Source organism: Sphingomonas citricola, assembly GCF_019429535.1.
Lineage (GTDB): Bacteria > Pseudomonadota > Alphaproteobacteria > Sphingomonadales > Sphingomonadaceae > Sphingomonas > Sphingomonas citricola.
Map to the genome: position 1 here is coordinate 542,622 of NZ_JAHXZM010000002.1, position 23,491 is coordinate 566,112.

Annotated in this window: 31 protein-coding genes; 21 read left to right on the forward strand and 10 right to left on the reverse strand. The window is 68.0% G+C overall.

Going from position 1 to position 23,491, the window contains the following annotated elements; all coding sequences use genetic code 11:
- Positions 1-36: 36 nt before the first annotated feature.
- Positions 37-252: a hypothetical protein gene (locus tag KZ810_RS06555; RefSeq protein WP_219768179.1), complete on the reverse strand. Its 216-nt coding sequence runs from the start codon at positions 250-252 to the stop codon at positions 37-39.
- A 9-nt stretch (positions 253-261) separates the two neighbouring features.
- Positions 262-1,623 (reverse strand): pyruvate dehydrogenase complex dihydrolipoamide acetyltransferase, encoded by a 1,362-nt coding sequence (locus KZ810_RS06560; RefSeq protein WP_219768180.1) that lies wholly within the window; start codon positions 1,621-1,623, stop codon positions 262-264.
- Positions 1,624-1,768: 145 nt separating this feature from the next.
- On the opposite strand from KZ810_RS06560, the gene KZ810_RS06565 reads away from it, so the two are divergent.
- Positions 1,769-2,221, forward strand: coding sequence for a universal stress protein (locus KZ810_RS06565; protein WP_219768181.1), 453 nt, complete (start codon positions 1,769-1,771; stop codon positions 2,219-2,221).
- A gap of 74 nt (positions 2,222-2,295) precedes the next feature.
- Complete coding sequence (locus KZ810_RS06570) at positions 2,296-3,642, forward strand: M20/M25/M40 family metallo-hydrolase (RefSeq protein ID WP_219768182.1); 1,347 nt, start codon at positions 2,296-2,298, stop codon at positions 3,640-3,642.
- Positions 3,643-3,819: 177 nt separating this feature from the next.
- On the opposite strand, the gene KZ810_RS06575 is transcribed toward KZ810_RS06570, so the two are convergent.
- The gene (locus tag KZ810_RS06575; protein WP_258044505.1) at positions 3,820-5,061 is read right to left on the reverse strand and encodes an RcnB family protein; all 1,242 of its coding nucleotides are present in this window, start codon (positions 5,059-5,061) and stop codon (positions 3,820-3,822) included.
- Positions 5,062-5,202: 141 nt separating this feature from the next.
- Positions 5,203-5,697 carry a free L-methionine (R)-S-oxide reductase MsrC gene (gene msrC, locus KZ810_RS06580; RefSeq protein ID WP_258044506.1) on the reverse strand — a complete coding sequence of 165 codons (495 nt, stop codon included), beginning with the start codon at positions 5,695-5,697 and terminating at the stop codon, positions 5,203-5,205.
- A gap of 115 nt (positions 5,698-5,812) precedes the next feature.
- Here msrC and KZ810_RS06585 point away from each other — a divergent pair, with 115 nt between their 5' ends.
- Positions 5,813-6,868 carry a hypothetical protein gene (locus KZ810_RS06585; protein ID WP_219768183.1) on the forward strand — a complete coding sequence of 352 codons (1,056 nt, stop codon included), beginning with the start codon at positions 5,813-5,815 and terminating at the stop codon, positions 6,866-6,868.
- A 6-nt stretch (positions 6,869-6,874) separates the two neighbouring features.
- Here KZ810_RS06585 and arfB read toward each other — a convergent pair whose 3' ends face one another.
- Both arfB and KZ810_RS06595 read right to left on the reverse strand, forming a co-directional pair.
- The gene (arfB, locus tag KZ810_RS06590; RefSeq protein ID WP_219768184.1) at positions 6,875-7,273 is read right to left on the reverse strand and encodes an alternative ribosome rescue aminoacyl-tRNA hydrolase ArfB; all 399 of its coding nucleotides are present in this window, start codon (positions 7,271-7,273) and stop codon (positions 6,875-6,877) included.
- Complete coding sequence (locus tag KZ810_RS06595) at positions 7,266-7,916, reverse strand: RluA family pseudouridine synthase (protein WP_219768185.1); 651 nt, start codon at positions 7,914-7,916, stop codon at positions 7,266-7,268. The genes arfB and KZ810_RS06595 overlap by 8 nt, the downstream gene beginning before the upstream one ends.
- A 54-nt stretch (positions 7,917-7,970) precedes the next feature.
- Here KZ810_RS06595 and KZ810_RS06600 point away from each other — a divergent pair, with 54 nt between their 5' ends.
- Positions 7,971-8,693 carry a M15 family metallopeptidase gene (locus KZ810_RS06600; RefSeq protein ID WP_219768186.1) on the forward strand — a complete coding sequence of 241 codons (723 nt, stop codon included), beginning with the start codon at positions 7,971-7,973 and terminating at the stop codon, positions 8,691-8,693.
- A gap of 66 nt (positions 8,694-8,759) precedes the next feature.
- Here KZ810_RS06600 and wrbA read toward each other — a convergent pair whose 3' ends face one another.
- Positions 8,760-9,359, reverse strand: a complete 600-nt coding sequence (gene wrbA / locus KZ810_RS06605; protein ID WP_219768187.1) for an NAD(P)H:quinone oxidoreductase — start codon at positions 9,357-9,359, stop codon at positions 8,760-8,762.
- 82 nt (positions 9,360-9,441) lie between these two features.
- Positions 9,442-10,182 carry a pirin family protein gene (locus KZ810_RS06610; RefSeq protein ID WP_219768188.1) on the reverse strand — a complete coding sequence of 247 codons (741 nt, stop codon included), beginning with the start codon at positions 10,180-10,182 and terminating at the stop codon, positions 9,442-9,444.
- Positions 10,183-10,277: 95 nt separating this feature from the next.
- Between KZ810_RS06610 and KZ810_RS06615 the strand changes: the two genes are divergently transcribed.
- Positions 10,278-11,165 carry a LysR family transcriptional regulator gene (locus tag KZ810_RS06615; RefSeq protein ID WP_219768189.1) on the forward strand — a complete coding sequence of 296 codons (888 nt, stop codon included), beginning with the start codon at positions 10,278-10,280 and terminating at the stop codon, positions 11,163-11,165.
- On the opposite strand, the gene KZ810_RS06620 is transcribed toward KZ810_RS06615, so the two are convergent.
- Positions 11,162-11,827 carry an HPP family protein gene (locus KZ810_RS06620; RefSeq protein WP_219768190.1) on the reverse strand — a complete coding sequence of 222 codons (666 nt, stop codon included), beginning with the start codon at positions 11,825-11,827 and terminating at the stop codon, positions 11,162-11,164. The genes KZ810_RS06615 and KZ810_RS06620 overlap by 4 nt on opposite strands.
- A 101-nt stretch (positions 11,828-11,928) precedes the next feature.
- Between KZ810_RS06620 and KZ810_RS06625 the strand changes: the two genes are divergently transcribed.
- Positions 11,929-12,285 carry a DUF3140 domain-containing protein gene (locus KZ810_RS06625; RefSeq protein ID WP_219768191.1) on the forward strand — a complete coding sequence of 119 codons (357 nt, stop codon included), beginning with the start codon at positions 11,929-11,931 and terminating at the stop codon, positions 12,283-12,285.
- A 118-nt stretch (positions 12,286-12,403) separates the two neighbouring features.
- Here the strand turns inward: KZ810_RS06625 and KZ810_RS06630 are convergent, their stop codons facing one another.
- On the reverse strand, positions 12,404-12,958 hold the full coding sequence (locus KZ810_RS06630) for a hypothetical protein (RefSeq protein ID WP_219768192.1): 555 nt from the start codon (positions 12,956-12,958) through the stop codon (positions 12,404-12,406).
- Positions 12,959-13,212: 254 nt separating this feature from the next.
- On the opposite strand from KZ810_RS06630, the gene rpsL reads away from it, so the two are divergent.
- From rpsL to rpsQ, 15 genes are all read left to right on the forward strand, one after another.
- On the forward strand, positions 13,213-13,584 hold the full coding sequence (gene rpsL, locus KZ810_RS06635; RefSeq protein ID WP_022691828.1) for a 30S ribosomal protein S12: 372 nt from the start codon (positions 13,213-13,215) through the stop codon (positions 13,582-13,584).
- Positions 13,585-13,628: 44 nt separating this feature from the next.
- Entirely contained in the window at positions 13,629-14,099 is a 471-nt protein-coding gene (rpsG, locus tag KZ810_RS06640; protein WP_019516008.1) for a 30S ribosomal protein S7, read from the forward strand.
- A 206-nt stretch (positions 14,100-14,305) separates the two neighbouring features.
- Complete coding sequence (fusA, locus tag KZ810_RS06645; protein ID WP_219768193.1) at positions 14,306-16,399, forward strand: elongation factor G; 2,094 nt, start codon at positions 14,306-14,308, stop codon at positions 16,397-16,399.
- A 230-nt stretch (positions 16,400-16,629) separates the two neighbouring features.
- Positions 16,630-17,826 (forward strand): elongation factor Tu, encoded by a 1,197-nt coding sequence (tuf, locus tag KZ810_RS06650; protein ID WP_219768194.1) that lies wholly within the window; start codon positions 16,630-16,632, stop codon positions 17,824-17,826.
- Between the two features lie 205 nt (positions 17,827-18,031).
- Positions 18,032-18,340: a 30S ribosomal protein S10 gene (gene rpsJ, locus KZ810_RS06655; protein ID WP_019516011.1), complete on the forward strand. Its 309-nt coding sequence runs from the start codon at positions 18,032-18,034 to the stop codon at positions 18,338-18,340.
- A 287-nt stretch (positions 18,341-18,627) separates the two neighbouring features.
- Positions 18,628-19,392, forward strand: a complete 765-nt coding sequence (rplC, locus tag KZ810_RS06660; protein WP_219768195.1) for a 50S ribosomal protein L3 — start codon at positions 18,628-18,630, stop codon at positions 19,390-19,392.
- 2 nt (positions 19,393-19,394) lie between these two features.
- Positions 19,395-20,021 carry a 50S ribosomal protein L4 gene (rplD, locus tag KZ810_RS06665; protein WP_219768196.1) on the forward strand — a complete coding sequence of 209 codons (627 nt, stop codon included), beginning with the start codon at positions 19,395-19,397 and terminating at the stop codon, positions 20,019-20,021.
- Positions 20,014-20,328, forward strand: coding sequence for a 50S ribosomal protein L23 (locus KZ810_RS06670; RefSeq protein ID WP_219768197.1), 315 nt, complete (start codon positions 20,014-20,016; stop codon positions 20,326-20,328). Before rplD ends, KZ810_RS06670 begins: the two co-directional genes overlap by 8 nt.
- A gap of 1 nt (position 20,329) precedes the next feature.
- Positions 20,330-21,163, forward strand: a complete 834-nt coding sequence (gene rplB / locus KZ810_RS06675; RefSeq protein WP_219768198.1) for a 50S ribosomal protein L2 — start codon at positions 20,330-20,332, stop codon at positions 21,161-21,163.
- Entirely contained in the window at positions 21,163-21,438 is a 276-nt protein-coding gene (gene rpsS / locus KZ810_RS06680) for a 30S ribosomal protein S19 (protein ID WP_019516016.1), read from the forward strand. The genes rplB and rpsS overlap by 1 nt, the downstream gene beginning before the upstream one ends.
- Positions 21,438-21,815 carry a 50S ribosomal protein L22 gene (gene rplV / locus KZ810_RS06685; protein ID WP_019516017.1) on the forward strand — a complete coding sequence of 126 codons (378 nt, stop codon included), beginning with the start codon at positions 21,438-21,440 and terminating at the stop codon, positions 21,813-21,815. The genes rpsS and rplV overlap by 1 nt, the downstream gene beginning before the upstream one ends.
- On the forward strand, positions 21,815-22,522 hold the full coding sequence (rpsC, locus tag KZ810_RS06690) for a 30S ribosomal protein S3 (protein ID WP_219768199.1): 708 nt from the start codon (positions 21,815-21,817) through the stop codon (positions 22,520-22,522). The genes rplV and rpsC overlap by 1 nt, the downstream gene beginning before the upstream one ends.
- 15 nt (positions 22,523-22,537) lie before the next feature.
- The gene (gene rplP / locus KZ810_RS06695; RefSeq protein ID WP_019516019.1) at positions 22,538-22,972 is read left to right on the forward strand and encodes a 50S ribosomal protein L16; all 435 of its coding nucleotides are present in this window, start codon (positions 22,538-22,540) and stop codon (positions 22,970-22,972) included.
- 1 nt (position 22,973) lies between these two features.
- Positions 22,974-23,186 carry a 50S ribosomal protein L29 gene (gene rpmC, locus KZ810_RS06700; protein WP_219768200.1) on the forward strand — a complete coding sequence of 71 codons (213 nt, stop codon included), beginning with the start codon at positions 22,974-22,976 and terminating at the stop codon, positions 23,184-23,186.
- A gap of 13 nt (positions 23,187-23,199) precedes the next feature.
- Entirely contained in the window at positions 23,200-23,472 is a 273-nt protein-coding gene (rpsQ, locus tag KZ810_RS06705) for a 30S ribosomal protein S17 (protein ID WP_219768201.1), read from the forward strand.
- Positions 23,473-23,491: the final 19 nt, after the last annotated feature.

Sequence of the window (23,491 nt, forward strand, 5' to 3'; positions counted from 1 at the left end):
GGATCGCGGAACGTCGGCCCCGCCACGGAGGTCTCGTCACTCACCGCGCACCCTCCATACTTCGCGCGCACTCAACACGCCCATCGCCAGCATCGTGCCCGCGCCGACGAGCCAGATCGTGTCATACCCCTGCGGATAGCTCCACGCCGCGCCCCAGAAGACGAGCGCGGTGAACCCCAGCCCGAGCAGACCCCAGGCAACCTCGCGGATGACCGGGTCGAGCTCGAGCGGAGTGGCGTGACGGCGCGACATCGCAGCTGCTCAGGCGAGCATGCCCAGCGGGTTCTCGACCAGCGTCTTGAACGCCTGCATCAGCTCCGCGCCGTCCGCACCGTCGATCGCGCGGTGGTCGAAGCTGCCCGTCGCCGACATGATCGTCGCGACGCCGAGTGTGCCGTCCTCCATCACCCACGGACGCTTCTCGCCCGCGCCGACCGCCAGGATCATGCCCTGCGGCGGATTGATCACCGCCTCGAACTGCTTGATTCCGAACATGCCCATGTTGCTGATCGATGCGGTGCCGCCGGTGAACTCCTCGGGCTTGAGCTTCTTGTCGCGCGCGCGGGCGGCCAGGTCCTTCATCCGGGTCGAGATGCTCGACAGCGAGGCGGTGTCGGCCTCGGTGATGACGGGGGTGATCAACCCCTCGGGCGTCGAGACGGCGACCGAGATGTCGGCGCGCTTGAACGACACGAGCTCGTTCGGCGTGAACATCACGTTGCACTTGGGCACCTGGATCAATGCTGCGGCGAGCGCCTTGATCATCAGGTCGTTGACCGACAGCTTGACCCCGCGCGCCGACAGGCTGGCGTTGAGGTCGCCGCGCAGTGCCAGCAGCTTGTCGAGGCGCACGTCGACCGTCAGGTAGATGTGCGGCACCTGCTGCTTCGACTCGGTCAGGCGGCGCGCGATCGTCTTGCGCATGTTGCTGAGCTTGGTCGTCTCGTGCGGCACATCGGGGAGCTGCGCTGCCGCCGCGGCGGGTGCCGGCGAAGGCGCGGCGGAAGCGGGCGCGGCGGCAGCTTGCGCTGCTTCGGCCTTGGGCGCGAGAGCCGCGCCGGGCTTCGCCTGCTCGACATCGGCCTTGACGATGCGGCCGTTCGGACCGCTGCCGGTCAGTTGCGACAGGTCGAGCCCCTTGTCGGCGGCGATGCGTCGCGCGAGCGGGCTCGCCTTCACGCGGTCGCCGTCGTGCTGCGCGGTGGGTGCGGGCGCCGCGGCGTCGCTGCGAGCGGCTTCAGTGTCGGCGGGCTTGCCGTGATCCTCGACATTCTCGGGCGCGGGCTTCGCCTCGCTCCCGGTCTTGTTGGGGTCCTCGGGAGAGGGGCGCGGTTCGCTTTCCTTCGCGGCGGGCTCGGGCGTCGACTCGCCCGCTTCCTCGCCGTCGCCGTTCAAGAGCGCGATCACCGCGCCGACCTTCACGCCGTCGGTCCCCTCGGGCACGGTGATCTTCGCGATCGTGCCCTCGTCGACCGCCTCGAACTCCATCGTCGCCTTGTCGGTCTCGATCTCGGCCATGATGTCGCCGGACTTCACCGTATCGCCTTCCTTCACCAGCCATTTGGCGAGCGTGCCTTCCTCCATCGTCGGGGAAAGGGCAGGCATCTTGATCTCGATCGGCATGGCAAACCTTTGCGCGAATGCTTTCCTGGGGATGCGCGCGTCTCTCGCCCCCAGACACCGTAGCGTCAAGCCCGCGGCGTGATGCAGGTCGCTTGGCGCGGGTCGTAAAGCCTATTAGCTTGGTAGGAGAGAAAGGCCCCGCTCCATGCGCATCTACCTGACCGTCATCGACGACACGCCCGAGGCGCAAATCGCGCTGCGCTTCGCTGCCCGCCGGGCGGTCAAGACGGGCGGGGGGGTCGAGATCCTCGCGCTGATCCCGCCGCAGGAGTTCATCGCGTTCGGCGGCGTGCAGGCGACGATCGAGGACGACCAGCGCCGCCATGCCGAGGGGCTGGTGCAGCGCGCGGCGGGAACGCTGCTGGAGGAATCGGGACTGCGCCCGTCGCTCACCGTGCGCGGCGGCGATGGCCCCAAGGTGATCCGCGAACTGATCGCGGCCAACCCGCAGATCGCGGCGCTGGTACTGGGCGCGGCGGCGAGTGGGGCGCCGGGCGAACTCGTCGGGCATTTTGCCGAGTGCGCGGGCAGCCTGACCGTGCCGCTGATGATCGTGCCGGGCGGGCTCGACCGCGAGGCGATCGACCGGCTCAGCTGAACGCGGCGCAGCCGTTGGCCAAGCCTCGAGCGGGGGCTTGAGCGAGGGGGCGTTCGCGGCCACAACCGGCGACCATGAACCGCAAGCCACTGCTCGCCAGCCTGTGCGCCGCCGCGCCGCTCATCCTCGTGCATCCCGCCGCCGCCGCGCCGCGCAAGCTTGCACCGGCGACGCCCGCGCTCCGGGAGATGCCGTCGAAGGAGCGGATGCGCGCCAGCGTCGAGAAGCTCGTCTCGTTCGGCACGCGCCATTCTCTGTCGTCGGCGAGCGATCCGGTGCGCGGGATCGGCGCGGCACGTACCTGGACCGCGGCGCAGTTCGCGTCGCTGTCGCAGGCCTGCGGCGGATGCATTACGACCGAGCGGCTGTCGCGCCGCTTCACCGGGCCTCGCGCGCCACAAGGCGTGGTGATCGAGGACGTGCTCGGCATGCAGGCGGGGACCGAGCCCGGCCGCTACGTCATCGTCGGCGCACACATCGATTCGCGCGTCACCGATGTCATGAACGTGACCAGCGATGCGCCCGGCGCGAACGACGACGCCTCGGGCGTCGCGTTGGTGCTGGAGGCGGCGCGCATCCTGTCGAAGCAGAAGTTCCGCGCGACGATCGTCTACGCGGTCTTCTCGGGTGAGGAGCAGGGGCTGTGGGGCGCGACGCTGCTCGCCGACACCGCCAAGGCCCGCGGGTGGCAGGTCGACGCGATGCTCAACAACGATATCGTCGGCAACTCGCTCGGGCAGGGCGGGGTGGTCGACGCCAATCGCGTCCGCGTCTTCTCCGAGGGGATCCGCTCGAGCGAATCGCTCGCCGAGGATCAGGAACGCCGTGCGATCGGCGGCGAGGACGACGGGCCGAGCCGCGCGCTCGCCAAGGCGATCGACGGCGTGGCGGACGCGCTGCCGGGGAAGTTCGACGTGGTGCTCGACCGGCGGCCCGACCGATTCGGGCGCGGCGGGGATCACGAACCGTTCCTAAAGCTCGGTTTCCCCGCGGTCCGCTTCTCGGTGGGGGCGGAGAATTGGGATCGCCAGCATCAGGACGTACGGACCGAGAACGGACGCGTCTTCGCCGACACGGTCGATGGCATGGACTTCGACTATCTGGCGAAGGTCACCGCGATCAACGTCGCGACGATCGCGCGGCTGGCGGCGGCGCCCGCGGCTCCAGCGACCGTGTCGGTCGCGGGTGCGCTGACGCGTGACACGACGGTGAAGTGGGACCCGGTGCCGGGCGCGCAATCCTACCGCGTGCGGTGGCGCGCCAACGACCGGCAGGACTGGAGCGACGCGCAGACGGTGACGGGGGCAACGACGACCCTGCTCAGGAACGTGCCGGTCGACGACAATTTCGTCGGGGTCAGCGCGGTCGGCGCCGATGGCGCGGAAAGTCTGGTGACGTTCGCGGGGCGCGATCGCGGCTGAGCGTAAGAGGCAGCGACGTCGGGGTGGGGGCCGCGGTCGACGTGCCTGCGCCGCGCGACGTGTCGGCGAGGGCAGGCCAGCCCGTGCTCGCTCGTTGTCGCTGACGTACTGCAAAGAAAAACGCCGCCCCGCCGGTGGTCGGCGAGGCGGCGCTCGTGATGCTCGCGGCCGTGCTGCTCAGCAGCGGCACTTGCCCTTGTATCGATAGCCCTTGGCATGGCCGTAGGAGGCGTCCTCGTACACTTCTTCCTCGACCACGTTCGCGCCCGCGCCGCCGCTGACGGTCACCGTGGTCACGGTCGTGCCGGGATAATACCAGCCGTTGGCGTAGTAACCCGGCGAGCCCGCGGTGCTCGACGTCGTCACGACGGTGCCGTTGCCCGCGACGACCGACGGTGCGGGATAGGCGATCTGCGGACCCGGCACGTAGCCGCGTGGCGGCGCGTAACCCGCGCCATCGGTGCCGTAATAGGTCACGCCCGAATAGGTCGTCCCGGCATAGTCGCCGCCGTAGCGACCCTCCTGATAGGCGACACCCGGCGCGCCCGCGGGCGGATACGCGCCACCGCGCGCACCCGGCGCGGGATAAGGCGCGCCATACGGGCCGGGTCCGGGCCCGACCGGCGGGGCGACGGGAACGCGACCGGCGGAGTCGTTGCGGTCGATCTCGCGACCGACCAGCGCGCCTGCGCCCGCACCGACCACGGTCCCGAGCAGACGATTGCCACGCCCGGCGATGACGTTGCCGGCGACACCGCCCGCGACACCGCCGATCACCGCGCCGCCCACACCGTTGTCGCGGTCGCGCGTCGCGTAGGGCGCGCCGTAACTCGCGCCATAGCCGCCGTCGTCGCGGTACGTGTAGTCGACGCCGTCGCCGTCATACTGATCCCAGCCGATCCCGCCGACGCTGTCGTAGACCGACCCGCGCCCGTCGACGAGCACCGCATCGTCGTAATAGCGCGACCAGCTGTAACCCGCGGGCGGCGCGTAGAGGCCGTAGGTCGACCAGTCGCTGATGTACCAGTTGGGCGACACCCAATATCCCGGCAGCACGTAGCCGCGCACCGGACGACGATAGGCGCCCCAGCCGCCGGGCGCGCGCATGCCGCCCCACCAGCGGTTGTTGATGTGCCCGCCCCAGCGCGGACGGCAACCGCCGAGGCATGCGTTGCCGCCGATCGGACGCGGGCCGTTCCACCCGCCGGGGCGTGGACCATTCCAGCCGCCTGGGCGCGGTCCGTTCCATCCGCCGGGGCGCGGAGCGTTCCATCCGCCGGGGCGCGGAGCGTTCCATCCGCCCGGCCGTGGGCCGTTCCAACCGCCGGGATGGGCGGGTGCCAAGCCGCCGCGCGGACCTGCCTCGGCGGGTGCGGCGAGGACCGTGGCGGCAGTGGCGGCGATCATCAGCATGCGCATGGCCGTTCATTCCCCAGTAAGGTGCTGCGCGCTCGAACGCGCATCGCGTTTACCGGTTGCTTACCAAGACGCCTGTCGTGCCGCCACTGCAACGACCGTCCCGAAGTGGAGCAGCCGCCGTCGGGGTGCCGCGTGCAATCGTCAGCCGGTGACGGCCGCGATCCGCGGCGCGAGCAATGCCATCAGCCGCTCGCATCCCGCCGCGTCGTCTTCGTCGAACCGGCCGGGCGAGGGGCTGTCGAGATCGAGCACGCCGATCAGCCGGTCCTCGTGGACGATCGGCACGACCAGCTCGGATGCGCTGGCGGCGTCGCATGCAATATGCCCCGGAAAAGCGTGCACGTCGTCGACGCGCTGCGTCTGCCGCGTCGCCGCCGCCGTACCGCAGACGCCCGTACCGACCGCGATGCGGATGCACGCCGCCTTGCCCTGAAACGGGCCAAGGACCAGCCCGTCGCCGACCATGCGGTAGAAGCCGGACCAGTTCAGGTCGGGCAGATACTGCCCGATCAGCGCTGCGGCATTCGCCATGTTGGCGATGGCGTCGGGCTCGTCCGCGGTCAGTGCGTCGAGTGCCGCGTACAGATCGTGATAAAGCTCGGCCTTAGAGCCGGCCGCGATGTCGAAATGGTACATGGCGGCGCAGGTAGGACGACGCGACCCCTAGCGCCAGTGTGTCGCCCAAGCGACGCATCGCGGAACCGATTGACCGGCGCGGGACGGCGGCTAGGCTGCGCGTCGGGGGTGCAGCATGTACAGCGACGGTGAACTACAATCGGCGGTGGACGCCGGCGCGATCAGCCCGGCCGCCGCCGCGGCGCTGCGCGATCATGTGGCGGGACTGCGCGCGACCTCGATGGTCGACGAGGAGCAGTTCCGGCTCATTACCGGGTTCAACGACATCTTCGTCTCGATCGCGTGCGTGCTGGTCGTCTTCGCCGCGGGGGCGGTCGGCGGCACACTCGTCGGCGGGATCGCGGCGGGGGTGCTCGTCGCGATCGCCTCGTGGATCATGGCGGAGGTGTTCACGCGCCGCCGCCGCATGGCGCTTCCCTCGATCATCCTGCTGCTGACTTTCGTCACCGCGTGCGGCAGCGCGACGGCGCTGTTGGCCGCGAAGATCATGGGTGACGGCAATTTCTCGCAGCGACAGGTGGCGGGGATCATGGTGGCGGCGGCGATCGGGGCCGGGCTCGCCGCGCTGGCGCACTGGCGGCGGTTCCGCGTCGCGATAACCGTCGCGGCGGCGGTCGGCGCGCTGGTGCTGCTCGTCCTCGCGCTGGTCGGCGCGGTACGCAATGCGCCCACGGCCGATGCGGGGCTGATCGCGGGTGTCGCGCTGGTGTGCGGGATCGGTGTGTTCGCCTATGCGATGCGCTGGGACATGTCCGACCGCACACGCACGACGCAGCGTGCCGACATCGCCTTCTGGCTGCATCTGGTCGCCGCGCCCTTGATCGCGCATCCGTTGTTCTACTGGATGGGCGTGACGACCGGTGGGACGGTCGGCGTCGCGGCCGCAATCGGGGTGATCGCGGTGTATCTGGTGTTCGCGTTGGTCGCGCTCGCTGTCGACCGGCGGGCTTTGCTGGTGTCGGCGCTCGCCTATGTCCTCGTCGCGCTCGCGCAACTGTTCCGATCCTATGGCGCGATCAAGCTCAACGTCGCGCTGACCGCGCTGGTGATCGGAACGGCGCTCTTGTGCCTGTCGGCGTGGTGGCACGCGATCCGCACGCACCTGCTCGCGCGCCTGCCCGACGATTTGCGGGCGCGTCTGCCCGAGAGTGCGCGGCCGACGCTCCGCTGAGACGCGTCAGTCGAGCCGGACCTTGCCGCGGCCGGCCTTGACCACGCTGCGGCCCTTTTTCTCGTCGACGCGGCGTGCTTTCGCGGCGCGGGTGGGCTTGGTTTTCACGCGGCGCGCCTCGCGCTTCTCCGCTTCCGCGAGCAGATCGGCTAGGCGGGCCCGCGCATCCTGGCGGTTCGCCTCCTGCGTGCGGAACCGCCGCGCGACGAGCACCAGCGTACCCGAGGCGGTCAGGCGGCTGCCCGCGAGCAGCTTCAGCCGGCGATAGGTTTCGGGCGACAGGCCGAGGCGGAACACGTCGACGCGCAACTGGCACGCGGTCGCGACCTTGTTGACGTTCTGTCCGCCGGGGCCGGTGGCGGCGAGGAAACGCTCGTCCAGCGCGTCCTCGGGTATCTCAACCATCGAAGCCCAGCGCGCGGAACCGCTCCGGCCACGGCGCCTCGGCGACGATCGGCTCCTTCGTCCCGCGCGGAACGGTGAGCTTGGCGGCGTGGAGCATCGTGCCGCCCTTGTGCGCGGTGCCGTAGGTCGGGTCCCCGGTCACGGGAAGCCCCAGCCCCTCGAGCGCGTGGACGCGGATCTGATGCGTACGCCCGGTTTCGGGTCGGAACTCGACCAGTGCGCGACCGTCGTGGGTGCCGAGCAATGTCCAGGCGGTGCGCGCCGACTTTCCCTTGGCGTCGGCCGTCATCCACCAGCCGCGCTCGACCGTCGACACCTTGGCGAGCGGCAGGTCGATCACGCCACTTTCCCCCTCGGGCACGCCGTCGAGAATCGCGACGTAGCGTTTTTCCACCGTCCCGGCCTCGAACGCCTGCTGGAACCGCGCGTGCGCCTTGGGGTTGCGCGACAGGAGCAGGCAACCGCTGGTGTCGCGGTCGAGCCGGTGCACGGCCTGCGGCCAGCGCTGGAAGCCGAAGGTTAGGGAGTTCAAGTGATTTTCCAGGCTGATCGCGCCGTCGCGCGGGCGATCGACGGGAAGCCCGGCGGGCTTGTCGATCACCAGCGCCTCACCGTCCAGAAACAATACGCGTTCGCCAAGCATGGCACGCGCTCTGCCACTACGCGGGCCCGGCGGCTAGTGCTGGCAGCATCGGCGATGCTGATCGCACTGCCGGCAAGCGCCGAGGTATGTACCGGCGCGCCGCCGCCGGTCGAGGCGGACGGGCGCGTGCTGGGGCATCTCCCCTACGGCGATGCGCCGCCGGCAGAACTGGTGCCGGTGCCGGGCGGCATGGCGGTGAACGGCTGTACGCTGAGACGCGAGGTGCTTCCCGATCTCGAACGGCTGCTGGCGACCGCGGCGGCGAGCCCCGCGATCGGCGGTCGCGTGCTCGCGCTGTCGTGCCACCGCTCGCAGGGACGGCAGAGCGGCGTCTTCTGCCGCGAACCGGGTGCCAGTTCGGATACGCGCGCGGTATCGGTCGCGCCGCCGGGACACAGCGAGCACGCGACCGGCTACGCGCTCGACTTCGCGTTTCGGCCGCGCGAGAACGGCTGCCCCGACGCCGAGGCGTGCGTGGCGGCGACCCCCGCGTTCCGCTGGCTGCGCGAGAATGCACCGCGGTTCGGATTCGAGATGTCGTTCCCGGTCAGCAATGCCCAGGGGGTGAAATGGGAGCCGTGGCACTGGCGCTGGGTCGGCACGAGCGCGACCTCGCTGGGCGCGGCGCGCGCGCGATCGCTGTTCGCGACCGCCCGGCGGCGCTTTCCCGCGTCGCCGGGCGTCGACACCGCCGTGGAGGTCGCGAACGTCACACCGCCACCGGTGTATCTCGCGCTGCCCGCATGGGTGGACCCCAAGAGGAAGCGGCGGCGCTGATGTTTGCTCGAATGGTACGGCGGCGAACGGCGCAGGAGGAGCGGGCCGTGCCGCTCCTCCCCGCGATTACTTGAGCTTGGCTGCCAGTTCGGCGATGCGCTTGCCCTGGTAGCGGGCGCCGGCCAGTTCCTGTTCGTGCGGCTGGCGGCTGCCGTCGCCGTCGGCGATCGTCGATGCGCCGTAGGGCGTCCCGCCCAGCACGTCGCTGACGCCCATCTGGCCCTTGAAGCCGTAGTCGAGCCCGACGATCGTCATGCCGTGGTGGAGCAGGTTGGTCAGGATCGAGAACAGGGTCGTCTCCTGCCCGCCGTGCTGGCTGGCGGTCGAGGTGAACGCGCCGCCGACCTTGCCGACCAGCGCACCCTTCATCCAGAGGCCGCCGGTGGTGTCCCAGAATGCCGCCATCTGCGCAGGCATCCGGCCGTAGCGGGTGGGGGCGCCGACGACGATTGCGTCGTAGTTGGCGAGCGCGTCGGGGCCCTCGATCTCTGGGTGCGCAGTGTCGGTCTTGAAATGCGCGGCCTTCACCACCTCGGCGGGCGCGGTTTCGGCGACGCGGCGGATGTCGACCTCGGCCCCGCCGGCGCGCGCGCCTTCAGCGACCGCGGCGGCCATCTGCTCGATATGGCCGTAGGAGGAATAATAGAGAACGAGGACTTTGGTCATCGGGCGTTCCTTGATGCAGGTTGGTTGAAACCGTCCCGGCGAGAATGCCGGGGCGGCGGTTCGGTTCAGTCGCTGCGTGCGATCAGAGCGAGTCGACGAGCACCAGCTCGGCGTCGGCGAGCGCGGTGATCGTCACCGTCTGTCCGCCGGTCAGCGCGATGCCATCGCGCGCTTCGTAGCGCTCGCCGTCGATCTCGACCGCGCCGGTGGCAGGGACGAGGTAAGCGTGGCGCCCGGCGCCGACCTCGTGGCTGATCTGCTCGCCTGCTTTCACGGTCGCTGCGAGCACGCGCGCCTCGGCGCGGATCGGCAGCGCGTCGCCGTCGTCGGCGAACCCGCTGGCGAGCGTCACGAAGCGGCCCGAGCGCTCACCCTTGGGGAAGGGCTTCGCACCCCAGGACGGGCTGCCGCCGGTGCGGGTCGGCTCGATCCAGATCTGAAACAGCGTCGTGGGTTCGCTCTCAAGATTATATTCGGCGTGACGGACGCCTGAGCCCGCGCTCATCACCTGCACGTCGCCAGCAGCAGTGCGGCCGGTGTTGCCCATCGAGTCCTTGTGCGTGATCGCGCCCGAGCGGACATAGGTGATGATCTCCATGTCGCGGTGCGGGTGCGGCGGGAAACCGCTGTTCGGCGCGATCGTGTCGTCGTTCCAGACGCGGATCGCGCCCCAGCTCATCCGGTCGGGGTCGTAGTAATTGGCGAAGGAAAAATGATGCCGCGCGTCGAGCCAGCCGTGGTCGGCATGGCCGAGCGAGGCGAAGGGGCGGCGCTCAATGCGGGCATTCTGGGCAATACGGGTCGCGACTGCGGTGTCGGTCATGATAGCCTCCGTTGTTGCCACAGAGATAAGCGAGTGAGTGGTGCGCGAAAATGGAAACGATTGAAACGCATCGTTTCACGAGCTAGCGAGGGGGCATGCGACTACCTGATCTGGAAGCATGGGCGATCTTCGCCGCGGTGGCGGAACATCGCTCGTTCAGCGGCGCGGCCGACGCGATCGGGCTGAGCAAGGCGACGGTGTCGAAGGCGGTGTCGCGGCTGGAGGCGCATCTGGGGCAATCGCTGTTTCACCGCACCTCGCGCCGGCTCGCGCTGACCGAGGTGGGGCGCTCGCTCGCAGAGCGCGCGGCGCGGATGGTGGCGGAGGCGCAGGGCGCGGAGGAATTGGCGCGCGATGCGGCCTCGGCGCCGGTCGGGCGGGTGCGGATGGCGGCACCGATGTCGTTCGGCATCTCGAACGTCGCGCCGCTGGTGGCGGAGTTTCTGGCGGCGCATCCGGGTATCGAGATCGAGCTTCATCTGTCCGATGCGCGCGTCGACATCGTCGCGGAAGGGTTCGACGTGGCGCTCAGGATCGCCGACCTGCCCGATTCATCGTTGCGCGCGCGGCGGTTGTGCACGGTGGCGGCGCATCTGGTCGCCGCACCGGCGTATCTCGCCCAGCATGGAACGCCGACCCATCCCGCGCAATTGGGCGAGCATCGGCTGCTCGGTTACACCAACCTGACGGGGCCGTGGCGTTTCCGCGGGCCGGGCGGGGCGGAGGTGTCGGTCAAGGCGGAAGGGCCGCTGTCGGCGAATTCGGGCGATGCGCTGGTGCCCGCACTCGTCGCCGGGCTCGGGATCGCGCGGTTGCCGGCGTTCATCCTGGGCGAGGCGCTGACCTCGGGCAAGGTGGTGCCGATCCTCGCCGACTGGACCCCGCCCGGCGTCGCGCTCCATCTGCTCACCCCGCCGAGCGCGCTGCGCCCCGCGCGGGTCGAGGCGCTGATCGCGTTCCTCGCCGAGCGCCTGCGCGACTAGCCGCGCCGGGCGGCGTGCGCGGCGACGGTGCGGAACAGCAGATCGAGATCGTCGCGCGACACGTCGAAGGTCTCGCCCAGATCCTCGAGCGCGCGGTCGATGTCCTCGGGATGGGGCACGCCTGTTGTCGCGGGCGTGTGCCCCGCGGCGGGCACCGCACGGTGCGGATAGCTGTGTCCCGACAGGCGGTGGAACAGCACTCCGGTCGCGGCAAGGACGACCGCGTTGGCGGCGACGGGCACGAATGCGAAGGCCCATCCCTGCGCCTGAACCGCGCTCCAGCCCAGTACCGCCAGCAATGAAGCCGCGCCGCCCGGCGGATGGAGCGAGCGCGTGAGCGACATCACCGCGATCGAAGCCCCGACCGCGACGCCGGCGGCGATCGCCGGCTGCGGCACGACCCGCGCGACGGCAATCCCGACCAGCGCGGAAAGCATGTTGCCGCCGATCACGGGCCAGGGCTGCGCGAGCGGGCTCGCGGGGACGGCGAAGACGAGCACGGCCGACGCGCCCATCGGTGCGACGAGCAGCAGCGCGGGTCCGTGCGGCAGGAGCGCGGTACACAGCGCGGCGGTGAGCGCGATCCCGACCAGCGCGCCGCCCGCAGCGATCATCCGGTCGCCGAGATGTGCGCCCGCGAGCATGGGTTTGAACGAGAGCATGTGCGCCGCGCTAGGCGAGCGACCCGCGGCGCACAATCCACGCGCGGCGGCGAAACCGCACGCGCAGCCGCGGCGTTGGCCGCGCGTAAGGAGAAATCACCGTGGCCGACACGTCCGACGAGCAGCAGAAGATCTACGAGGAGTTCAACGATGCAGTGAACATGGCCCCGGCCGCGCTCGAGAAATTCCTCGACAGCGACGACAGCAAGCGCGTCGGCTGGAAGGGTGACGACGGCGATGGCGCAGGCGAGAGCGTCGGGCACAAGGCGGGCAAGCGGATCGTCGAGATCAAGCGCAAGAAGAAGGCCGACCTGACCGACGACGACTACAAGCACATGAAAAAGGTGACGGGCTACGTCCACCGGCATCTGGCGCAGGGCGGGCCGTCGAAGGACAGCGAGGATTCGGACTGGCGCTATTCGCTGATGAACTGGGGACATGATCCGAAGAAGGACTGACGCGCAGCGATCTGCCGCTTGATCCGCGCGAGAGCATGACGACTTTCGCGCCCGTCACCGATCATCTAGCCGACATGCCGCCCGCCCGCACCGCTCCCCCGCGGGTGCACGTGGCAATTTAGTCGCACGCTGCCACGCCGACGACCCGGCGCGGCGGGTAGGGCATCGATGCTGGGGTGACGAGCGCGCGGCTCCCCGCGTGATTGTCGTTCGCAGCGCTTGGATACGCTCTTACCGGCGCGGCAAGCCGGCAGCCGAGCGCGATCAGCAGTGCGGGCAACGGCGACCAAGGCGATGCCGCGATGGCGAGTAGTGCGGCGGCGCGGAGCAACGCGCCACCCTCGCGCCGCTGCGATATCGCCCAGGCGGCCAACGTCGCCATCGCCGCCGTCAGCAACGTGACCCACGGCCCGGTCAACATGGGCGAATAGGCGGTCACCGCGCGCGGATCGATGATCGCGACTCCGACCACTACCCATATCACGCTCGCCAGCACCGCTGCCCGTTCCGCCCGCACCCGCCACGCCTGCGCCGCGGCCAGCGGCAGCAGAGCCCACGCGATCGGCGTCAGCGTGCCGGCGAGCGCGACGACGAGCGCGATCAGCCCGGCCTGTCGCCGAACCTGCCGATGTCGCCGCGCTACCGGCGCGGGTATAAGGCTGAGAGCGTCCACCCCGGGGGCGATGCCACGGCGGGGGTTGTCGCGGGGTTAAGGCGCGGGTCGCGGTCGCGGCATTGACGCTTCGGCCCCCCATGCGTATAGGCGCCGTCGTCCGACCGGAGGCGACTCCACGCCGGGCAAGCTTGAACATTGCTGGATGCTTGAAGGACCGCGAGGGCCGTTGTCGGCTGCTCGGAAGGTCCTTTTCGTATTCCAAGTGCTGTTATGGCTCCAGCAAAGTAACCTATGGAAAGGTGAAGGCTTCAATGCCGACGATCAACCAGCTGGTCCGCAAGGGCCGCGACCCGCAGAAGGCCAAGTCGAAGGTCCCTGCGATGGAGCAGAACCCGCAGAAGCGCGGCGTCTGCACCCGTGTCTATACCACGACCCCGAAGAAGCCGAACTCGGCGCTGCGCAAGGTGGCCAAGGTCCGCCTGACCAATCAGCGCGAAGTCATCAGCTACATCCCGGGCGAAGGCCACAACCTGCAGGAGCACTCGGTGGTGCTGATCCGCGGCGGGCGTGTGCGCGATCTTCCCGGTGTGCGCTACCACGTGCTGCGCGGCGTGCTCGACACGCAGGGCGTCAAGGACCGCAAGCAGTCGCGGTCGAAGTACGGTGCGAAGCGGCCGAAGTAAGCCGCGCCTACCGTATCCTCCAAGCTGTTTGAAAGGTTTCTGTTATGGCGCGTCGTCGTCGTCCCGAGAAGCGCGAGATCCTGCCGGACCCCAAGTTCGGAGACATCACGCTCTCGAAGTTCATGAATTCGGTGATGCTTGACGGCAAGAAGTCCGTCGCTGAAGGCATCGTCTATGGTGCAATGGAAACCGTCGAGACCCGCGCGAAGCGCGAGCCGATCGGCGTGTTCCACGATGCACTCAACAACATCAAGCCGGGCATCGAGGTCCGTTCGCGCCGCGTCGGCGGTGCGACCTACCAGGTGCCGGTCGAGGTGCGCCCGGAGCGCGCGCAGGCGCTGGCGATCCGCTGGCTGATCGCCGCGGCCCGTGCACGCAGCGAGAACACCATGGCCGCGCGCCTGTCGGGTGAACTGCTCGACGCGTCGAACAACCGCGGCAATGCGGTGAAGAAGCGCGAAGACACGCACCGCATGGCGGAAGCGAACCGCGCGTTCAGCCACTACCGCTGGTAATGGCGACGGAGCGCCGGCCGGTCGGTTGGCGCTCGCGGTCACATACACTATATGGGGAGGGCGGGTTCGCCCGCACTCCCGATAGCCGTTTTCCTCTGATCGCAGAGGCGTAGGGTCGAGCTTGGACAAGCTCGGCCCGAACGGCTAGGGGGCGACCTCGCAAACGTTGGCATCGCCGGGCTGATCCGGCACAGGAGTGAAGCATCATGGCCCGCAGCCATCCGCTCGAACTTTATCGCAACATCGGCATCATGGCGCACATCGATGCCGGCAAGACGACGACCACCGAGCGTATCCTTTATTACACCGGCAAGTCCTACAAGATCGGCGAGGTCCACGAGGGCACCGCGACGATGGACTGGATGGAGCAGGAGCAGGAGCGCGGCATCACGATCACGTCGGCCGCGACGACGTGCAAGTGGCGCGCCGAAGAGGGCAAGGGCCCCGAGCACCTGATCAACATCATCGACACCCCGGGTCACGTCGACTTCACGATCGAGGTCGAGCGTTCGCTGCGCGTGCTCGACGGCGCGGTTGCGTGCTTCGACGGCGTCGCCGGCGTTGAGCCGCAGTCGGAGACCGTGTGGCGCCAGGCCGACAAGTACGGCGTGCCGCGCATGTGCTTCGTCAACAAGCTCGACCGCACCGGCGCCGACTTCTATTTCTGCGTGCAGTCGATCATCGATCGTCTGGGTGCGAAGCCTGCGGTGCTCTATCTCCCGATCGGTATCGAGGGTCAGTTCAAGGGCCTGGTCGACCTGGTTGAGAACCGCGCGATCATCTGGCTCGAGGAGTCGCTCGGCGCGAAGTTCGAATATCAGGACATCCCCGCCGACTTGGCCGACAAGGCCGCGAAGTATCGCAGCGACCTGATCGAGCTCGCGGTCGAGCAGGACGACGACGCGATGGAGGCGTATCTGGAGGGCAACGAGCCCGACACCGCCACGCTCAAGAAGCTGATCCGCAAGGGCACGCTCAACATGTCGTTCGTGCCGGTCGTCTGCGGCTCGGCGTTCAAGAACAAGGGCGTTCAGCCGCTGCTCGACGCGGTGGTCGACTATCTGCCGAGCCCGCTCGACGTGCCGGCGATCAAGGGCGTCAAGCTCGACGGCGAGACGCCGGACGAGCGTCCGTCGTCGGACGAGGCGCCGTTCTCGGCGCTCGCGTTCAAGATCATGAACGATCCCTTCGTCGGCTCGCTCACCTTCGCCCGCATCTACTCGGGCGTCCTCACCAAGGGTGGTTACCTGAACTCGGTGAAGGACAAGAAGGAGAAGATCGGCCGTATGCTCCTGATGCACGCGAACTCGCGTGAGGACATCGACGAGGCACGCGCGGGCGACATCGTCGCGATCGCGGGTCTCAAGGAGACGACAACGGGCGATACGCTGTGCGATCCGGCACACCCGATCATCCTCGAGCGGATGGAATTCCCCGAGCCGGTGATCGAGCTGTCGGTGGAACCGAAGACCAAGGCCGACCAGGAGAAGATGGGCATCGCGCTCAATCGCCTCGCCGCCGAGGATCCCTCGTTCCGCGTGTCGACCGATCACGAATCGGGCCAGACCATCATCAAGGGGATGGGCGAGCTCCACCTCGAGATCCTGGTCGATCGCATGAAGCGCGAGTTCAAGGTCGAGGCGAACGTCGGTGCGCCGCAGGTCGCGTATCGCGAGTATCTGAAGAAGCCGGTCGACATCGACTACACGCACAAGAAGCAGTCGGGTGGTACCGGCCAGTTCGGACGCGTGAAGGTAAAGCTGACGCCGGGCGAGCGCGGCCAGGGCATCGTCTTCAAGGACGAGATCAAGGGCGGCAACATCCCGCGCGAGTACATCCCCGCGATCGAGAAGGGTTTCCGCGAGACCGCGGCGACCGGCTCGCTGGTCGGCTTCCCGATCATCGACTTCGACATCGTGCTGTATGACGGCGCGTACCACGACGTCGACTCGTCCGCGCTCGCGTTCGAAATCACCGCCCGCGGCGCGATGCGCGAAGCGGCGCAGAAGGCCGGCATCACGCTGCTCGAGCCGGTGATGCGCGTCGAGGTCGTGACGCCCGAGGATTACCTCGGCGACGTGATCGGCGACATGAACAGCCGTCGTGGCCAGATCCAGGGCACCGACACGCGCGGCAACGCGCAGACGGTCGAGGCGATGGTCCCGCTGGCGAACATGTTCGGCTACGTGAACGCGCTCCGTTCGTTCACGCAGGGTCGCGCCAGCTACTCGATGCAGTTCTCGCACTACGACGAAGTGCCGCAGAACGTCGCCGACGAGGTGAAGGCTAAGTTGGCCTGAACCGACGGCGGGAGGAGCCAGGGTCACCTGGCTCCACCTCGCCGCTAGGCCGGCCGGCGATCCGGCGAACGCCGGTTCGTTCGACGACGCGGGATTTACTCCCGCGGCGGCCAATAAGCCCCGGACGCTTCGGCCAAGGGGTTTGCGCAACACGAATTCAGCCGCTATGGGGCCGCCTTCACGGCGAGTCCTGCGTGCGGCTCAAGTGACATCCAGAAGGTAGGGAAACAATGGCTAAGGCTAAGTTTGAGCGGACCAAGCCGCACCTGAACATCGGCACCATCGGTCACGTCGACCATGGCAAGACCTCGCTGACGGCGGCGATCACGAAGGTGCTGGCGGAGAACGTTGCGGGTAACGCAGCGGTTGACTTCGCGAACATCGACAAGGCTCCCGAAGAGCGCGAGCGCGGCATCACGATCTCGACCGCGCACGTCGAGTACGAGACGGCGAACCGCCACTACGCGCACGTCGACTGCCCGGGTCACGCCGACTACGTGAAGAACATGATCACCGGTGCCGCCCAGATGGACGGCGCAATCCTGGTCGTGTCGGCGACCGACGGCCCGATGCCGCAGACCCGTGAGCACATCCTGCTCGCGCGTCAGGTCGGCGTGCCGGCAATGGTCGTGTTCATGAACAAGGTCGACCTCGTCGACGACGAGGAAATCCTCGAGCTCGTTGAGCTGGAAATCCGCGAGCTGCTGAGCTCGTACGAGTTCCCGGGCGACGACATTCCGATCATCAAGGGTTCGGCGACGTGCGCGCTGTCGGGTTCGGACACGAAGCTCGGCCAGGACGCGGTCCTCGAGCTGATGAAGAACGTCGACGAGTACATCCCGCAGCCCGAGCGTCCGCTCGACAAGCCGTTCATGATGCCGATCGAGGACGTGTTCTCGATCTCGGGTCGCGGCACCGTCGTCACCGGCCGCGTCGAGACCGGCGTGGTGAAGGTCGGCGAGGAAGTCGAGATCGTCGGTATCCACCCGACCGTCCGCAAGACCACGGTCACGGGCGTCGAGATGTTCCGCAAGCTGCTCGACCAGGGCCAGGCCGGCGACAACGTCGGTGCGCTGATCCGCGGCGTGGCGCGTGACGAGGTGGAGCGCGGCCAGGTGCTGTGCAAGCCGGGCTCGATCAAGCCGCACACCGACTTCGCGTCGGAAGTGTACGTGCTGTCGAAGGACGAGGGCGGCCGTCACACGCCGTTCTTCGCCAACTATCGTCCGCAGTTCTACTTCCGCACGACCGACGTGACCGGCACCGTCGAGCTGCCCGAGGGCACCGAGATGGTGATGCCGGGCGACAACGTCGCGCTGGGCATCAAGCTGATCGCGCCGATCGCGATGGACGTCGGCCAGCGCTTCACCATCCGCGAGGGCGGTCGTACCGTCGGCGCAGGGGTTGTCAGCTCGATCGACAAGTAATATAGGCGCCAGCCTTACGGAGATCGGCGGTTGGACCGCCGGCCTCTGGCAAAGCGGCCCGCACCGGCGACGGTGCGGGCCGTTCGCTTTTAGTAGGGACACCCTCACGCCGCGGCATCGCCCTGCGTGCTCGTGTCCGGTTACTCGCGTATCAAACCAGCAAGAGCCGCTTGCCGCGGCCCGCTCTTTCGCATCGGTAGGGAACATGGACACCAACATCCGCATCCGCCTGAAGGCATTCGATCACCGCGTGCTCGACCAGGCGACCGGCGACATCGCCGACACCGCGCGCCGCACCGGCGCGCTGATCCGTGGCCCGATCCCGCTTCCGACCCGTATCGAGAAGTTCACCGTCAACCGCGGCCCGCACGTCGACAAGAAGAGCCGCGAGCAGTTCGAGGTCCGCACTTACAAGCGGATGCTCGACATCGTGCAGCCGACGCCGCAGACCGTCGACGCGCTGATGAAGCTCGACCTCGCGGCCGGTGTTGACGTCGAGATCAAGCTGGCCTAATGCGCCGGCTCCCGCGGTCGACGTGAGTCCCGCGGGTTCGTCGTTTTCGCAGGTACGGGAACGACGGTGACGGCTCCGCCACGGCGGGGCTTGCCACAACAAAGAGATACCGCCGGCGGCAACGCCTCCGGGACAGCGTCTCCCGTCACGCCCTGAAAGGGGTGACCAGCCCGGGACGGGGGCACGCTTCGCTTATCCGGGTTGAACGGTCGTCCGTGCGAGAGCGCGGGCGGCACAAGCACCTGCGGGATGGGCTCGTGGGTGCCTCTGTCAAGGAGCACAAGATCATGCGCACTGGCGTGATCGCGAAGAAAATGGGCATGACGCGCCTGTTCCAGGATGATGGCCGGCACGTGCCCGTCACCGTTCTGCAACTCGAAGGCTTGCAGGTCATCGCCCGTCGCGAGATGGATCGTGACGGCTACACCGCCGTCCAGCTTGGTGCAGGTAGCGCCAAGGCAAAGAACGTCGCCAAGCCGCAGCGCGGCCACTTCGGCAAGGCCGAGGTCGAGCCGAAGGCGGTCGTCCACGAGTTCCGCGTAACCGAGGACAACCTCCTCGACGTCGGCGCCGAGCTGTCGGCCGACCACTACGTCGCCGGCCAGTACGTCGACATCCAGGGGCGCACGCAGGGCAAGGGCTTCGCCGGCGCCATGAAGCGCTGGAACTTCGGCGGTCTGCGCGCCACGCACGGCGTGTCGGTCAGCCACCGTTCGCACGGTTCGACCGGTAACCGCCAGGATCCGGGTCGCGTCTTCAAGAACAAGAAGATGGCCGGCCACATGGGCGACAAGAACCGCACCCAGCAGAACCTCGAGATCGTCGGCACCGACGTCGAGCGCGGCCTGATCTTCGTGAAGGGCTCGGTGCCCGGCTCGAAGGGCGGCTGGCTGTTCGTCAAGGACGCGGTCAAGCAGGGGCGCCACGAAGGTGCACCGTATCCGGCCAGCCTGAAGCAGGCTGCCAACAACAACACCGCCGCTGACACGCCGGCCGAGAACCAGAACGGTTCCGGGGCCGACACGCAGGCGACCGACGGCCAGGAGGGCTGAACGTGAAGGTCAAGGTTTCCTCCTTTGCCGGCCCAGGTAGCAATGGGGACGCTGCAGAGATCGAGCTTAACGACGAGGTCTTCGGCCTCGATCCGCGTGCCGACATCCTGCACCGCGTCGTGACCTGGCAGCTCGAGAAGCGTCGCGCCACCGCGCGCGGCACCCGCGAGCGCGCCGATGTCGCCCGGTCGGGCAAGAAGTTCGGTCGCCAGAAGGGCGGCGGTACGGCTCGTCACGGCGATCGTCGCGCGCCGGTGTTCATCGGCGGTGGTAAGGCGCACGGCGCCCGCGTCCGCGACTTCAATCCGGGGCTGAACAAGAAGGTTCGCGCACTGGGTCTGAAGATGGCGCTGTCGAGCCACGCGAAGAACGGTTCGCTGATCGTCCTCGACGGCTTCTCGGTCGCCAAGACCGCCGAGCTGAAGGGCCACTTCGCGACGCTCAACGCCGGCAAGCGCACGCTCGTCATCGACGGTGACGCGGGCGAGGGCTTCCGCGCCGGTCGCAATCTCGTCGGCGTCGACATGCTCCCCGCAGTGGGCGCGAACGTCTACGACATCATCAAGGCTGACACGCTGGTCCTGACCCGCGCGGCGGTCGAGAAGCTGGAGGCTCGCTTCAATGGCTAAGCAGGCAAAGGCGATCGACAACCGTCACTATGACGTGATTGTCGCGCCGCACATCACCGAGAAGGCGACCCTTCTCTCCGAGCAGAACGCGGTCGTGTTCAAGGTTGCCGGCAAGGCGACCAAGCCGGAGATCAAGGCAGCGGTCGAGGCGCTGTTCGACGTGTCCGTGAAGAGCGTGAACACGATCGTCCAGAAGGGCAAGACCAAGCGTTGGAAGGGTGCGCCCTACCAGCGGTCGGACATGAAGAAGGCGATCGTGACCCTCACCGAGGGTCAGTCGATCGACGTCACCGAGGGGGCCAAGTAAGATGGCACTCAAGCATTACAACCCGACCTCGCCCGCGCAGCGCGGCCTGATCCTCGTCGACAAGTCGGCGCTGTGGAAGGGCAAGCCCGTCAAGGCGCTGACCGAGGGCAAGAACAAGACCGGCGGCCGCAACAACAAGGGCCACGTGACCAGCCGCGGCATCGCGGGCGGCCACAAGCAGAAGTACCGCTTCATCGACTTCAAGCGTCGCAAGTGGGACGCTGAAGGCACGGTTGAGCGGCTCGAGTACGATCCCAACCGCACCGCGTTCATCGCGCTGGTGTCGTATGCGGACGGCGAGCAGGCCTATATCATCGCGCCGCAGCGTCTCGCGGTCGGTGACAAGGTGATCGCGGCGAAGAAGACCGACACCAAGCCCGGCAACGCGATGGAGATCGGTCAGGTCCCCGTCGGGACCATCGTCCACAACGTGGAGATGAAGCCGAACAAGGGTGGTCAGATCGCGCGCTCGGCCGGCACCTACGTGCAGGTCGTCGGTCGCGACCGCGGCATGGTCATCGTTCGTCTGAACTCGGGCGAGCAGCGCTACATCCGTGCCGAGTGCATGGCGACGGTCGGTGCGGTGTCCAACCCGGACAACCAGAACACCAACCTGGGCAAGGCCGGTCGTTCGCGCTGGCTGGGCAAGCGTCCGCTGACGCGCGGTGTTGCGAAGAACCCGGTCGACCACCCGCACGGCGGTGGTGAAGGCCGGACCTCGGGCGGCCGTCACCCGGTCACGCCGTGGGGCAAGCCGACCAAGGGTGCGCGCACCCGCCACAACAAGTCTACGGACAAGATGATCATCCGTAGCCGTCACGCGAGGAAGAAGTAATGGCGCGCTCCGTCTGGAAGGGCCCGTTCGTCGAATTGAGCCTGCTCAAGAAGGCCGAAGCCGCACAGGACGCGGGTGGCCGCGCACCGATCAAGACCTGGTCGCGTCGCTCCACCATCCTGCCGCAGTTCGTCGGTCTGACGTTCACCGTGTACAATGGCCGCAAGTTCGTGCCCGTCTCGATCAACGAGGACATGGTCGGCATGAAGCTCGGCGAGTTCGCACCGACCCGGTATTTCCCGGGTCACGCGGCTGACAAGAAGGGCAAGCGCTGATGTCGAAGCCAGCATCCCCTCGCAAGGTCGGCGACAAGGAAGCCTTGTCCGTCGGCACGCAGATCCGCGGATCGGCGCAGAAGCTTAACCTGGTCGCGGGCCTGATCCGCGGCCGCAAGGTGAGCGACGCGCTCAACATCCTGCAGTTCTCGACCAAGGCGATGGCCGTTGACGCGCGCAAGGTGCTCGCCTCCGCGATCGCCAACGCCGAGAACAACCACAACCTCGACGTCGACGCGCTCGTCGTTGCTGAGGCGTCGGTCGGCAAGTCGATCACCATGAAGCGGTTCGCCACGCGCGGCCGCGGCAAGTCCACCCGCATCCTGAAGCCGTTCTCGCGGCTGCGGATCGTCGTGCGCGAGCAGGAAGAAGCCTAATGGGTCACAAGAGCAACCCGATCGGTCTGCGCCTGCAGATCAACCGCACCTGGGACAGCCGCTGGTTCGCGGAAGGCCAGGACTATGGTCGCCTGCTGCTGGAGGATTTGAAGATCCGCCAGTACATCATGGACACGCTGCCGCAGGCGGCGATCTCCAAGGTGGTGATCGAGCGTCCGGCCAAGCTGTGCCGCATCTCCGTCTTCGCTGCACGCCCCGGCGTGATCATCGGCAAGAAGGGTTCGGACATCGAGAAGCTTCGCAAGAAGCTCGGCACGATGACCTCGTCCGACGTGTCGCTGAACATCGTCGAGATCCGCAAGCCCGAGGTCGACGCCAAGCTCGTCGCGCAGGGTATCGCCGATCAGCTCGAGCGTCGTATCGCCTTCCGCCGCGCGATGAAGCGTGCGGTGCAGTCGGCGATGCGCCTGGGTGCCGACGGCATCCGCGTCGCGTGCGGTGGTCGCCTGGGCGGCGCCGAGATCGCGCGTTCGGAGAGCTATCGTGAGGGCCGCGTGCCGCTGCACACGCTGCGCGCCAACCTCGACTATGCCGAAGCGCAGGCGCACACCGCTTACGGTGTCTGCGGCGTCAAGGTGTGGGTGTTCAAGGGCGAGATCCTGGGCCACGATCCGATGGCGCAGGACCGGCTGATGATGGAGGCTCAGACCTCCGGCGTGCGCCCGGCGCGCGACGATCGCCGCTAAGGTACTGGACAGAACATGCTGCAACCAAAGCGCACCAAGTTCCGCAAGGCGTTCAAGGGCCGCATTCACGGCGACGCCAAGGGCGGCACGGCTCTGAACTTCGGCTCGTACGGGCTGAAGGCGATGGAGCCGGAACGCATCACCGCGCGTCAGATCGAGGCGGCCCGCCGCGCGATCACGCGCCACATCAAGCGCCAGGGCCGTCTCTGGATCCGCATCTTCCCGGACGTTCCCGTCTCGTCGAAGCCGGCCGAAGTCCGCATGGGCTCGGGCAAGGGTAGCCCTGAGTTCTGGGCCGCCCGCGTGAAGCCGGGCCGGATCCTTTTCGAGCTCGACGGCGTCGAGGGCAAGATCGCCGCGGAAGCGTTCGAGCGCGCCGCGATGAAGCTGCCGATCAAGACCAAGGTGGTGGCGCGTCTGGGCGACACGTCGCACCTGGGAGGCGAGTGAGATGGCTAAGGCAAAGACCAAGACCGATTTCGTCGGCCAGACCGATGATCAGCTCAGCGAGAGCCTGGGCCAGCTGAAGCGCGAGCAGTTCAACCTGCGCTTCCAGGCTGCGACCAACCAGCTCGAGAAGCCGAGCCGCGTGCGCGAGGTCCGCAAGGACATCGCCCGCATCAAGACCCAGCAGGCGCAGCGCAACGCTGCCGCTGGCAAGTAAGAGGACGAGAGACATGCCGAAGCGCGTGCTGACCGGGGTGATCGTCTCGGACAAGGGCGAGAAGACGGTGGTCGTCAACGTGGAGCGCAAGGTCAAGCACCCGCTCTACGGCAAGATCATCCGCCGTTCGAAGAAGTACCACGCCCATGACGAGGCGAACGAGTACAAGCAGGGCGAGACCGTGCGCATCGAAGAGACTGCGCCGATGTCGAAGCTCAAGAACTGGACGGTGGTCGAGCGGGTCAACACCCACGCGACGCCGGAACGGGTCGACGTCGACGCGTAACGCGTCGGGCGTGAGAGCC

What these genes read in the sequence shown, in the direction of transcription:
- KZ810_RS06555 (WP_219768179.1), bottom strand. Translation starts at nt 252, where the DNA reads ATGTCGCGCCGTCACGCCACTCCGCTCGAGCTCGACCCGGTCATCCGC.
- KZ810_RS06560 (WP_219768180.1), bottom strand. Translation starts at nt 1,623, where the DNA reads ATGCCGATCGAGATCAAGATGCCTGCCCTTTCCCCGACGATGGAGGAA.
- KZ810_RS06565 (WP_219768181.1), top strand. Translation starts at nt 1,769, where the DNA reads ATGCGCATCTACCTGACCGTCATCGACGACACGCCCGAGGCGCAAATC.
- KZ810_RS06570 (WP_219768182.1), top strand. Translation starts at nt 2,296, where the DNA reads ATGAACCGCAAGCCACTGCTCGCCAGCCTGTGCGCCGCCGCGCCGCTC.
- KZ810_RS06575 (WP_258044505.1), bottom strand. Translation starts at nt 5,061, where the DNA reads ATGCGCATGCTGATGATCGCCGCCACTGCCGCCACGGTCCTCGCCGCA.
- msrC (WP_258044506.1), bottom strand. Translation starts at nt 5,697, where the DNA reads ATGTACCATTTCGACATCGCGGCCGGCTCTAAGGCCGAGCTTTATCAC.
- KZ810_RS06585 (WP_219768183.1), top strand. Translation starts at nt 5,813, where the DNA reads ATGTACAGCGACGGTGAACTACAATCGGCGGTGGACGCCGGCGCGATC.
- arfB (WP_219768184.1), bottom strand. Translation starts at nt 7,273, where the DNA reads ATGGTTGAGATACCCGAGGACGCGCTGGACGAGCGTTTCCTCGCCGCC.
- KZ810_RS06595 (WP_219768185.1), bottom strand. Translation starts at nt 7,916, where the DNA reads ATGCTTGGCGAACGCGTATTGTTTCTGGACGGTGAGGCGCTGGTGATC.
- KZ810_RS06600 (WP_219768186.1), top strand. Translation starts at nt 7,971, where the DNA reads ATGCTGATCGCACTGCCGGCAAGCGCCGAGGTATGTACCGGCGCGCCG.
- wrbA (WP_219768187.1), bottom strand. Translation starts at nt 9,359, where the DNA reads ATGACCAAAGTCCTCGTTCTCTATTATTCCTCCTACGGCCATATCGAG.
- KZ810_RS06610 (WP_219768188.1), bottom strand. Translation starts at nt 10,182, where the DNA reads ATGACCGACACCGCAGTCGCGACCCGTATTGCCCAGAATGCCCGCATT.
- KZ810_RS06615 (WP_219768189.1), top strand. Translation starts at nt 10,278, where the DNA reads ATGCGACTACCTGATCTGGAAGCATGGGCGATCTTCGCCGCGGTGGCG.
- KZ810_RS06620 (WP_219768190.1), bottom strand. Translation starts at nt 11,827, where the DNA reads ATGCTCTCGTTCAAACCCATGCTCGCGGGCGCACATCTCGGCGACCGG.
- rpsL (WP_022691828.1), top strand. Translation starts at nt 13,213, where the DNA reads ATGCCGACGATCAACCAGCTGGTCCGCAAGGGCCGCGACCCGCAGAAG.
- rpsG (WP_019516008.1), top strand. Translation starts at nt 13,629, where the DNA reads ATGGCGCGTCGTCGTCGTCCCGAGAAGCGCGAGATCCTGCCGGACCCC.
- fusA (WP_219768193.1), top strand. Translation starts at nt 14,306, where the DNA reads ATGGCCCGCAGCCATCCGCTCGAACTTTATCGCAACATCGGCATCATG.
- tuf (WP_219768194.1), top strand. Translation starts at nt 16,630, where the DNA reads ATGGCTAAGGCTAAGTTTGAGCGGACCAAGCCGCACCTGAACATCGGC.
- rpsJ (WP_019516011.1), top strand. Translation starts at nt 18,032, where the DNA reads ATGGACACCAACATCCGCATCCGCCTGAAGGCATTCGATCACCGCGTG.
- rplC (WP_219768195.1), top strand. Translation starts at nt 18,628, where the DNA reads ATGCGCACTGGCGTGATCGCGAAGAAAATGGGCATGACGCGCCTGTTC.
- KZ810_RS06670 (WP_219768197.1), top strand. Translation starts at nt 20,014, where the DNA reads ATGGCTAAGCAGGCAAAGGCGATCGACAACCGTCACTATGACGTGATT.
- rplB (WP_219768198.1), top strand. Translation starts at nt 20,330, where the DNA reads ATGGCACTCAAGCATTACAACCCGACCTCGCCCGCGCAGCGCGGCCTG.
- rpsS (WP_019516016.1), top strand. Translation starts at nt 21,163, where the DNA reads ATGGCGCGCTCCGTCTGGAAGGGCCCGTTCGTCGAATTGAGCCTGCTC.
- rplV (WP_019516017.1), top strand. Translation starts at nt 21,438, where the DNA reads ATGTCGAAGCCAGCATCCCCTCGCAAGGTCGGCGACAAGGAAGCCTTG.
- rpsC (WP_219768199.1), top strand. Translation starts at nt 21,815, where the DNA reads ATGGGTCACAAGAGCAACCCGATCGGTCTGCGCCTGCAGATCAACCGC.
- rplP (WP_019516019.1), top strand. Translation starts at nt 22,538, where the DNA reads ATGCTGCAACCAAAGCGCACCAAGTTCCGCAAGGCGTTCAAGGGCCGC.
- rpmC (WP_219768200.1), top strand. Translation starts at nt 22,974, where the DNA reads ATGGCTAAGGCAAAGACCAAGACCGATTTCGTCGGCCAGACCGATGAT.
- rpsQ (WP_219768201.1), top strand. Translation starts at nt 23,200, where the DNA reads ATGCCGAAGCGCGTGCTGACCGGGGTGATCGTCTCGGACAAGGGCGAG.